The sequence below is a fragment of the Planctomycetia bacterium genome (genome assembly GCA_034440135.1).
GTDB lineage: Bacteria > Planctomycetota > Planctomycetia > Pirellulales > JALHLM01 > JALHLM01.
Genome location: JAWXBP010000093.1, coordinates 1 through 10,724 on the forward strand (window position 1 = coordinate 1; position 10,724 = coordinate 10,724).

The 10,724-nt window shown below is 63.2% G+C and carries 8 protein-coding genes and 1 tRNA gene; 3 read left to right on the forward strand and 6 right to left on the reverse strand.

The features are described from left to right. Positions 1-219: 219 nt before the first annotated feature. Entirely contained in the window at positions 220-840 is a 621-nt protein-coding gene (locus tag SGJ19_05495) for a DUF1080 domain-containing protein (GenBank protein ID MDZ4779687.1), read from the forward strand. 125 nt (positions 841-965) lie between these two features. Here SGJ19_05495 and SGJ19_05500 read toward each other — a convergent pair whose 3' ends face one another. Beyond that, positions 966-1,139 (reverse strand): hypothetical protein, encoded by a 174-nt coding sequence (locus SGJ19_05500; protein ID MDZ4779688.1) that lies wholly within the window; start codon positions 1,137-1,139, stop codon positions 966-968. Between the two features lie 277 nt (positions 1,140-1,416). Here SGJ19_05500 and SGJ19_05505 point away from each other — a divergent pair, with 277 nt between their 5' ends. Continuing rightward, on the forward strand, positions 1,417-2,370 hold the full coding sequence (locus SGJ19_05505; protein ID MDZ4779689.1) for an alpha/beta hydrolase: 954 nt from the start codon (positions 1,417-1,419) through the stop codon (positions 2,368-2,370). Then, positions 2,360-3,307, forward strand: coding sequence for an aminotransferase class IV (locus SGJ19_05510; GenBank protein MDZ4779690.1), 948 nt, complete (start codon positions 2,360-2,362; stop codon positions 3,305-3,307). The genes SGJ19_05505 and SGJ19_05510 overlap by 11 nt, the downstream gene beginning before the upstream one ends. Before the next feature lie 50 nt (positions 3,308-3,357). Here the strand turns inward: SGJ19_05510 and SGJ19_05515 are convergent. The 5 genes from SGJ19_05515 to SGJ19_05535 form a co-directional block, all read right to left on the reverse strand. After that, a tRNA-Cys gene (locus SGJ19_05515) sits at positions 3,358-3,428 on the reverse strand. Between the two features lie 120 nt (positions 3,429-3,548). Next, positions 3,549-3,953, reverse strand: a complete 405-nt coding sequence (acpS, locus tag SGJ19_05520; protein ID MDZ4779691.1) for a holo-ACP synthase — start codon at positions 3,951-3,953, stop codon at positions 3,549-3,551. Next, a complete protein-coding gene (locus SGJ19_05525) occupies positions 3,950-4,786 on the reverse strand; it encodes a hypothetical protein (protein MDZ4779692.1) in 837 nt (278 codons plus the stop codon). Before SGJ19_05525 ends, acpS begins: the two co-directional genes overlap by 4 nt. A gap of 37 nt (positions 4,787-4,823) precedes the next feature. Further along, positions 4,824-5,714 carry an EamA family transporter gene (locus SGJ19_05530; GenBank protein MDZ4779693.1) on the reverse strand — a complete coding sequence of 297 codons (891 nt, stop codon included), beginning with the start codon at positions 5,712-5,714 and terminating at the stop codon, positions 4,824-4,826. 133 nt (positions 5,715-5,847) lie between these two features. After that, a complete protein-coding gene (locus SGJ19_05535; protein MDZ4779694.1) occupies positions 5,848-10,668 on the reverse strand; it encodes a vWA domain-containing protein in 4,821 nt (1,606 codons plus the stop codon). Between the last annotated feature and the right edge of the window lie 56 nt (positions 10,669-10,724).

A 10,724-nucleotide genomic window follows, 5' to 3' on the forward strand; every position in this document is an offset into this window, starting at 1 on the left:
ATGGCGCCCATCTGCCGCGCCGACGTGATGCCTGGGGGGTTCAATGTAGCGCTTGCCGGAGCGGTATGCAAGCTATTTCGGCGGATTCACCACAGAGACGCGGAGGCACGGAGAGGAGAGAGTTGGTAGGTGGCGGGGCGTATTCGACGTCATTAGAATGATGGCCAGTTGCATTGGTTGCGTTTCGCCCCGTCTTCCATCTCCTGGAGAATTCCCGCTATGCGTCGCGCGCTTGCCCTGTCGCTGTTTGTGTTGACAACGATTGTTTTCCCCGCTTGGACTCAGGCTGAGGAGGAGTTCCGGCCGCTGTTCAATGGCGAGAACCTGGAAGGCTGGTCCGGCGACGCCGAGTTGTGGAGCGTCGAGGACGGCGCCATCGCTGGTTCCACCGAGGCGAAGGAACTGAAGCACAACTCGTTTCTGGCCACGGACAAGACGTACAAAAATTTCGTCGTGCGGCTGAAGTTCAAGCTCCGCAACGGTAACTCTGGCGTGCAGATTCGCAGCAAGTTGCTCGACGACCACGTGGTGCAGGGCTACCAGGCCGACATCGCCGAGGAACGCTTCATGGGCATCCTCTATGAAGAAGGCGGCCGCGGGATCCTGGCCGACGTGAAGGCGGAAGAAGTCGGCGAGCACGTCAAGAAAGATGACTGGAACGAATACGTCCTGACCGTCGACGGCCCGCACATCAAGCAAGAGCTCAACGGCTTCACGACCGTCGATTACGAAGAGAAGAGCGACGAAGGGGCGAAAGAGGGCGTCATCGCCCTGCAACTCCACGTCGGCCCGAAAATGCGGGTCTGGTTCAAGGACGTGGAAATCAAGGAACTGCCGTAAACGGCAGCGCTTCGCAATCGTTTGCCAGAATCCGCGCCGCGTTGCCTGATCAGGATGGCAGACAACGCGGGCGGAAAGCTGGCTCGATGCCTGGTCGGGCATTCATGCGACTTGTGCGTCGTGGCTCACGGGCCAGGGAGCATCTGCGGCGAACCGAGGTACGCCCCGCCGTCTTCGCACGGCATGCTCTCGTAGACCGCGCCGGTCGAGGCGCAATTACTCGTGGGCCGGCGGAACAAACCGCCTTGGCAGCCGGTGGCCGCGAGCGTCAAAAACAACACAATCAGCAGCCTCTTCATGGCCTGCATCTCCGATACCGAAAATGTCCGGGAAGGTGGCGACATCGCATCGGGTCAGTCAACTCTACAACGCTTACGACGATGTGCAAACGCGACACGTCGATTTTTTTCACCGAGCGTTATTTTTTCGCCACACCCGCGCGTTGATTTTGGGCTACATTTACGCCGTGGGCAGATTCCGCGCTTTGCGCGTGTTTCACCACGAGAGGCACGGAGGGCACGGAGACGGAAAAAAGGAGTTTGGCAACTTCTTTGGCCTGAACGCTTCGATGTTCTAATGAATATGGTTTGGTTGCGGGGATGGGTGTGGCTGAGTGTCTTGTTGTCGGCGCTGCCTGCGCGCGCCGAGTCTGTCGTCGTTGACTCCGGCTGCGCGGCCACGGAAATCTGGGTAGCCAATACCCGTTCCGGCGATTGCGACGATCCGCCGCGTCTCTCGCGTTGCACCGAAGGCGATGGTTGGCAAAAAGCCAAGCTGGCCGAACTACGTAAATTGCCGCCAGGTTGGACGACCTGCGTCTGGATTCATGGCAACGACAATTCCGACGCGGACGCGCGCTACCAAGGCAAATATCTGATGCAGCGATTGGCCGGCTACGGCGCCGCGGCGCAAGGCGTGCGGGTGCTCGTGTGGTCGTGGCCCAGCGAAAAGACCGGCGCCGGACCGCTCGAAGACCTGCGTATCAAGGCCCGGCGAAGTGATTCCGAAGCACACCGCCTGTCGGCCTTCGTGCGCCGCTGGCAGCCTGGTGGCCAGGTTACCTTCGTCGGCTACAGCTTCGGCGGGCGCATTATCACTGGAGCCCTCGATGACTTGGCCGAACCTGTCGAGGCGACTTCGGAGAGCGACACCGAAAACGGGATGATCGCCAACGCCGTGCTGATGGCGCCAGCGATGAACAACTGCTGGCTGCTGCCCGGCAATGTCCATGGCGAGGCGGTGGCGCAAGTGAATGAACTGCTAATCGTCAAGAATTCCGTCGATCGCGCGCTGAAGTGGTATCCGATCGTCGCCTATGGCCGGCTCCATAGCGGACCGCAGGCGCTCGGTTACACCGGGTTGCCAGGTGTCAGCCGTCTCGGCGAAGACGCGGACAAGGTCGTGCATTACAACGTCTCGCGGATTATCGGCCCGGAACACGACGTGATGCGGTACTTGTCGTCGCCGCGCATCATGGGGCGCGTGGCGCCGTACGTTTTTGGCCCGGCGTCGGACGATCATGGCGATTGATCCTTCACTCCCGCGCGATCGGCCCCTGGCCTACTTGAGCGGCCAATGGTTGCCGGCGGAGCAGGCGGCAATTCCGCTTTCCGACGCGGGCTTCGTGCTCGGCACCACGGTCACCGAACGGTTGCGCACGTTTCGCGGCAAACTGTTCCGGCTGCCGCATCATCTCGTGCGGCTGGAGCATTCGCTGCGAATCGTCGGCGTCGAACCGCACGAAAGCAGCGCTGACCTCGCCGAGTGCGCCTCCGAACTCGCGGCGCATAACTATGCCTTGCTGCCGGACGGCACCGACTTGGGCTTGTCGATTTTGATCACGCCTGGCGGCTATAGTGCTGCGGGGGGCGTCAGCGAGCGCCGACCGCTCGTCTGCTTGCATACGGATTCGCTGCCGTTCCGCAATTGGGCCTCGGCCTATGAATCCGGCGTGTCGCTAGTCATCACCGACATCATGCAAGTTCCCGCGTCCTGTTGGCCGCCGGAATTGAAATGCCGGAGCCGGATGCACTACTACCTGGCCGACCGCGCGGCGGAAATGAAGCAGCCGGGCGCGAAAGCGCTCCTGCTCAACGAGCGCGGCGAGGTGGCGGAAACGTCGATCGCCAATATCATTGCACTGCGCAAAGACGAAGGCCTCGTGACGCCCCCGAAGAACGACGTGCTGCCCGGCATTACGCTCGGCGTCGTGGAAGAACTGGCGCGCAACCTTGGCGTCCCGTTCCACTATCGCGTGATGCGGCTCGAAGATTTGCTGACGGCCGAGGAAGTGCTACTGGCCAGCACTCCGTGGTGCCTGCTGCCGGTCCATGCACTTGACGGGCAAACCTTCAGCGCAAAAGCGCCGGGCCCCATCTTCAAGAAGCTGCTAGCCGCCTTCAACCACGAAGCCGGCCTGCAAATCGCCCAGCAGGCGAAGGAAATGAGTCAAGAAATTGTAGGCTGAGACTCGCCCCCTACTCCACCTACTTACTACTCCACCTACTTCGCTCCCCAAGAGGCCGGTGGGAGTCGAACCCACTTTGATCGGGTTGCAGCCGATTGCCTAGCCGTCTGGCTCCAGCCTCAAATTCGTTGCGGGCGTCATGTCCGCCATGAAAGGATCGGCAGGTTGTCGGACGAACTTGAAGCGCGTGACGAGAAGTCCAAACGCGGCATAACTGATGTGCGCAACTCTCGCGCGGAAGTTATTCGTCATCATCTTCATCGTCGTCGCCGACCGCGAGCGCATAGGCGGTGGCGTGGCTGCGGCAATGCGAGATGCTGATGTGCATCGTCGCGATGTGCAATTCTTCTACGACGTCGCGCGCGCCGCCGCGCAAGGCGACGGTCGGCTTGCCGCTCGGGTCGTTACGGATTTCGACGTCGCGCCAACTGATGCCGCGCCGCCAGCCGGTGCCCAGCGCCTTGAGCACCGCCTCTTTGGCCGCCCAGCGTCCAGCGAAATGCTGCGTCGATTGTTTGCGCGTCTGGCAGTATTCGATCTCGTGATCGGTGTACACGCGCGAAATGAACAACTCGCCGTGCCGCTCGATCATCTGCGCAATCCGCAGACACTCGACGATATCGGTGCCGATTCCTATGACGTTCATCCAGTTTGATCCAATTGCTGAAACAGTGTTGAGCGATCCGCGGGGTTGATCCACGCGCTGCGTAGTGAGGATCGAGCCCCAGGCTTACGGAGCACGACGTTCATCCGTTCCGGACCGCAACCGCGGCGGCATGCGAGGTAACGAAACTCGCCCGTGGCGACTGGCGGCGACTGTGCATCGAACGTCTCGCAGAGCCGGCGCAAGCGCGCTCCGGACAGCGTCTCTTGCCGCACGAGGCGGTAATAAGCGCCGCAAGAATCGCAATAGAGCGAAGCCGTCAGGGTCAGCGCGGTTGCCACCGCGGCGGCGTTTAGGATGGCCGCATCGAGACCCCACGTCGCCCAGGCCCAGCCGCCTTGCGCCGTAAGGCCAATCGGCAATCGTCGGCCTTGCCGCGCCATGCGGGTGAGGAAGTCTTCAAAGCCATCCGGCGGCGCCGTGCCATGCCGCTCCGCGACGTCGGGGAACGCTTCGGTGATCATCGCCAGATTGCCGGAACGCGGTGCATCCAAGGAGTCCCGATAGGCGAGGAAATGCATGCCGACGACGACGACTGCGCTCGCTCCCAAAGTACCGAACCACAACGTGGGGCGATGCTTCAACTGCATCGCCAGCGCCGCGCCGCCGGCGATCGCGCCCAGCGCCGCGCCGACTGCGAGCGGAAAGAACAGCCACGGCGCGCGCACGCTCGCGACTTGCGCGCCGATCCAAGCGACGGCCGCCGCGGCGAACAGCACGACGATTAACCACGCAACGGCGCGAGCGCCGCGAAAACTCGCCTTGGCGGGCGGTTCCGCCAATGAAATCGATCGATTGCTACTTGCAGCGGACATGCCGTCATTTTAACCCAAACCGGTGCGAGCCGCGGGGTCACTCACGCGCGCCTTGCTCATTTGCCCGTGTCTGGAAAGCAACCTGGTAGAGCAGGCCCAGCAGGATCAAGCCCGCGCCGAGCGCCGTGGTCGTGCCAGGCAACTCGGTCGCCACGAGGTACGCCCAGACCGGCACGAGGAGCGGTTCGACGAGACCCAGAATCGCAGCTTCAGAGCCGGTCACATTCCGCAGCCCGCGCGAGAAACAGAAGTACGCCAAGCCCATCTGAAAGAAGCCGAACAACACCAAAATGCCAAACTGCGGGGAGCTCGGCCAGACGAATCCGTGCGCGAACATGAATGGCGCGATGATCATCGCCGCGCCCAAGTGATTCAGCACGACGAGCCACGGGCCGTCCTCATCGCGCATCGTGCGCAGAAACAACACGACCGCGGCGTAAAATCCGCCAGCCACGAGCGCCAGCACCACGCCCACGGGGTTTTGCCCCCCCAACTCCGGCAGCAAGATCGTGAGCAGCCCCAGGATCAGGAACACGGCCGAGACGGCGTTGCGCCGCGTGAAGGGCTCCTTCAACACTAGCGTGCCGTAGATCATGACCCACAACGGCGCGGTGTATTGCAGCCAGATGGCATTCGCGGCGGTGCCCAACGTCATCGCGGAGAGATACGACATGTTCATCCCGGCGAAGCAAAACACCATCGGCAGCATCAACCACCGCAGCCTTGGCCGCCGCACCGCGGGAATCAGCAGCAAACCGGCAAACAGCGCTCGCCAGAACGCCAAACGAACGCCGCGTACATCGCTCGACCAATCGAGAAACATGGTCGATTTGACGAACAGCCCGCTGGTACTCCACAGCACCGCCGCCGCCACGACCCAAGGTCGCCCGTTATGGGAAACAGGCGAGGGGCGATGAGGGTCGGGCATGTTTTGCACCGCGTAGAGGCAGAGCAGATTTCACCACGGAGACACGGAGTCACAGAGATTGTGCAACTGTGAATTGTCTTTTCACCACCTTCCGACCGCCTACTCCGTGACTCCGTGTCTCCGTGGTGAACTCCTATGGCGAAGTCGGCTCCAAGCGCAATAGGTTGTCTGAGGCGCCGATGTCGATCGTGAGCGGTTCGCGTGAGTGCCAGGCTTCGTTGGCGAGCTTTTCGAAACGGGTCAGATGGAGTTGATAGCCGTCCAAACCACGCGCCCGAGTGTCTAACTCGAAGACGTGGACGACCAGTCCGTGCTGTTCGTCCCAACGGTGAGTAACGCGTAATGGCGGCGGGACCATTTGTACTTTGAGCGCCCCCAGTCCCGGCGAATCGGCGGCGTGACGCTCGACGAGCGAGACCTTGGCGGGTGCGCCGGCCGCACTCCCCATTCGCACACGCAATTGGCAATCGATGGAGTTCCGTCCGGGCAGGCGGTGCGTCGTGCCGACCTGGTGCGACGGATCGCCCAGATTGGCGATCACTAAATCAGTTGAAGTGGCCTGCTGCCTGCACCAGATGCGGGCCTGGGCGCTGCGTGATTCCGCCGGCCAACCCAAGGCTTGCCACGAAACCACGGGGCAAGTCGTTTCCGGCAAATAGTTCGAATCGTACAAGTAATACGTGCCCGGCAAGCGGCGTCCGTCGGCGGCCAGAGGCGAGAGTTCGATCCACAGTTCTTCGGGCCGCGGCACGAAGGCGCGATCCTCGCTCTGCAGCGAAAATGTGAACTTGACGGTCTCTTCATTGCGCAGCGCGCGATGCCCGACGAACTGCGTTTCGGTTGCTACCTCGTTCGCGCCGGCCATCAGCGGCGTCGTGACGGCGTCCTCAATCTCATAGGGAACTACGAGCAACGCGCGCCCGCCGCGATCGAGTTGCATCTCAACGGCCTCGCCGCCGGAGAGCTCCAGATTCTCTTCCGCGCCCGCCGCGGTGACCGTGTAAGCCGTGGGCGACGTCGGCGATGGTGAAATGGCGACCTGCGTTCCCACCCGCGCCGGGCCGAACAACTCGTCATCAGGCCCCGTGACGCGATACTCGGTCGGCCCCAGCAATTCTTCGAGCGACGCGATCAGCGACGTCGCGTTCTCGACGGTGACATAACTGCCGCCGGTTTGTTCGGCGATCGCTTGAAAGTCGTTTTCGGCCGCGGCCAACTCGCCGGTCGGAATGCCGAAGCCGACGATGTGTACGGGAATGCGCCGGGCCGCCGCCAAGGACATCACGTCCTCGCGCGTTGTCGGTTGCAGGGCGTTGAATTGGTAATTCGCACCATCGGTGACGACCACGATGCGGCGTTCCGCGTCGGGATTCTCGCCGCTGAAATCGTCGAGCGCCTGACGCAACGCCAGATAAAGCGGTGATTGCCCCCACGGTTGCACTTGCTGCAGAATGTCTTCCACCTCGGCGCCGACTGAATCGTCGAAGCGCCCCAGCGGTAGTATCAGTTCGACATCTTCCGCCGGAGTCAGGTCCGCTGGATAGGGACGCGCGTAGTTGGGTTGCGGCAAGATTTGCGTTGGTTCGGTCGTCGTCCAGCCGACACGATGTCCAAACACGCGGACGCCGACGCGTGCATCGCCAGCGAGCGCGAGTTGCGTCATCATCCGGCGCAAGGCGTCCTTCGCCGCGTCGATGCGCGGAATCTCGGTCGCCTGGCCGGCGCTTTCCACGCCCGGGATCGGATCGCGCATCGAGTACGAGGCGTCGAGCACAAACATAATCGAGGCGGGTTGCCGGCGACGTCCCTGCACGACAACTCGCGGCGGGCCGTAGCGGCGCCAGGCAAAGTCGACGGCGCCGCCGACGGGCGGACGCAATAGGAAGGCGGCGCCGCGTTCATTGCCGCGGAGACTGATCACCGCGTCGAGCGCCGGCCCGCGCGTGGCTAGTTCCGTCGCGGGGAGCGTGAATTTCACGGGTTCCGCGGAAAAACTCGCGGCCGCGCCAATTGGCAGTCGGCCGCTCTGATCGCGCACCCAAACGCCGGGCGTACCCTCGGGCAGGCCTTTCGCGGCCGCGGCATTCTCGGCGACCGCCACGGTGATATCGAGTTGTTCGCTGGGATCGACTACTAAGAGATCGGCAGCGGTGGCGCTCATGGCCTCGCGCGCCGCCAATCGCCGTGCATCGACGAGCGACGTGAGCGATTCAATCTGCGCTTGCGCCATGGATCCTGGCGTCGCGAGTTTGCGGGCGTTCGTGAGATAGTCCTGCGCGGCAACTTCGAAGAACGGTGCTTCGCCCGCCGAGGCCGGCCCAAAAAAGTCGTCCAGCGTGCGCCGCGCGTTGGCGAGCTGAATCGCTTGCAAATCAAGTCGGCGCACGAGCAGCAATACATCCTCGTCGCGCGCCGCCAGCAGCGGCAACGCCGCGCGTAGCGAGAATTCCCAACTGGACCAACCGTCGCGACGTGGCGTTACATCGCCGCCAGCGGACGCCAGCGCGACATTTTCGGCCACGTCCCCGCCCGTCGCCAAAGCACTGCGCGCTTGCTCCGGAAGTCGGGCCGCGCGCAGTCGCGCCTGTTGTCCCAACGCGATCGGATCGGACGAGGCGCCGGCCGCCGCGCCGTTCAGATTCAAGAGCGCGGCCAACGGATGACGCGTCCAGCGACTCGTCACGCGCTCATGATATTGGCCGGGTTCCACCGCCGGCATTTCGGGGCGAGGATCTTGCACGTACCTGCGCTGTAGCGCAGCGGAAACCTTGCCGCTCGCACGCCAGAGCTCGTCTCGCAGCGAGGCCGGCAGAATCGGCGTCGCCAGCAACGACTGCATGGCACGCAACGCGCGGCCGCTGGGCGCCTTGGCCGCCAGGACGTCTCGAGCTTGTTTCAAGAACGGTTCGCGAAGCTGTTCCCGTCGGGCGCGAAGTTCCGCGACACGCGTCTTGAGCACGGCCGCATCGGTCGGCGCTTGCGCGGTCCCCGCTTCGCCCACCGCCAAGAGTGCGGACAATTCCTGCACATCTTCTATGAGCGGCAACAATGTCTCATTGATCAAGCGGTCGTGCCGCGTCACGATCACAGCCGAAGGCTGCGGCTGCGCGAGCCACTCCGCCAGGTAGGGCAACTCCGCCAGTGTTTCGTCGCAGAGTTCGAACGCATCTTTCGACAACGCCGTCCATTCGGCCGCAGCGGCGTACGCTGCTTGGGCCTGGCTGGCTTGCAGTGTCGACTCGGCAAGGCTGGTGTCGTCGCCAATCAACAGTTGATCGATCGCCGCGCGCCGCGCACGGTCTCCAACGGCAAGGCCCGCAGCGGCCCACACGTTCGTGCGCGGATCATTCGGGGCGGCGAGTTCGGCGGCTGTGATCTGTTGCCGCAGGACATCGGCCACCATTTGCGGCTGTTGCCACCACGTCGATGTTTCGGAGCGAGCCAGGATATTGAACAACTGCGCTTCGTTGGCAACCGGCGCCGCGAGCGGCATCAATTCCGTTGCGGTCGCTTGAAACGACTGCAGCGTGGGGGATGCGACGAATCGTTGCAGTGCGTTGAGTTGTCGCTTAATCTCGCCTTGATCTGCGCCGCTGGTGCGCAGCGCTTCGGCCAACGAATGCAGGCGCGTCTCGACCGGCCAGGCCGATTCGCCCGTTTGCACCCGCCATCGGCTCGAGGTGGCGATCTCGCTTTCCCAAGTCGCGAGGCGCTTCTTAAGCGTCCCGGCCAACGCTCGGGCGGATTCGCGGTAAGCCGCGCCGCCGCGGATTTGCTGTTCCAGCACCAGCAAGTCATGTTCGAGTCGATGCCAGGCGTTGCCGTCTAAGCTGATGAGTTTGGCGTCGCGCAGGCGTTCGCGTGCGCTCCACAGCGCCGCGAGGTCGGCGTCCGTCACTACCGGCGCTTGTGCAGTAGCTGCCGCATCAACGAGCCGTTTCCGTGTCGACGGTTTCAGCGCCCAGACCAAATGTGCATCGGCCGCGCCGCTAGGGATCAATGTGGGGCGCTGTTCCGCGCCGCGATTGAAACGAGTCCAGGCGTTGACTTCTTGTTCCAGGTAACTCGTCAACTCGGAGAGCGTGACCTGGCGATCGTCATTGCCGGCCAAAACGTCAGCTTCGCCCGTCATTCCGAGCCGGAAGAAATGCCCGAACACGGAACCTTGCAGTTCGTTCGACGTCCAACTGCGTTGCCCTCGGGCCGCGGAGTTGAGAATCGTCAGATTCGGCAGATTGGCGTCGCGCCACACGGATTCCAGTCCCGCGACAAACGCGTTTTCCAAAGTGCCAAGCTTCCAATCCACGTCGGCCCGCGCAGCATCCAATACGATCAGCACGCGGCAACTGCGCGGCAGGTTGCGCGCACGCACATGCGCGATGATTTCCGACAGCGGGAGCCAGGAACTGGAATCCAACGGCGAAGCGCCGGGAGGAATTAAGCACGGCGCGCCGTTTCCATCAACCACGCCAGGCATACTGAAATACAGGATCAGTGCCTGGGCGCGCTTGGCATCGGCGGAAAGCGTCTCGAGTTGCTGGTCCAGGCTGCGCAGCCCTGCTTCACGCGTGCGCCAGTCGGCCGAGATATCCGCGGCCCACAGGTTTTGACCATGGAGCGACGCGGCGATGGCCGCCTGATCTTCTTGCGCCCAGCCCTGCGGCGTCACCGGCCACGAGTAGTCCGTAGTCGCCACGCCAATCAATGGCGTCAACTGCGGCGCAAAAAGTAGCCGGTTGACCAGCGCGGCGGTTAATCCGAGCGCAGCGACCAGCAAGATCAAGGTGCGAATCCGCCGCCAGTGTTCCTGCGTTTGCAGGTGCTCGAGCGGCTGTGCCGTCCAATCTTTCTGCCAACGATGGCGCACGACCCGCGCCCGGGCTGCCAGGCGTCCGCGCCAGCTCACCGGACTTTTGCTGTCGGCGGTCGCGCCGCCGTTAATGCGATCGGGCATGTGCCGGGCCTTGCTGATCGAACACGGTCCAAACACGGCCGGCCCTGCGCAGGGCC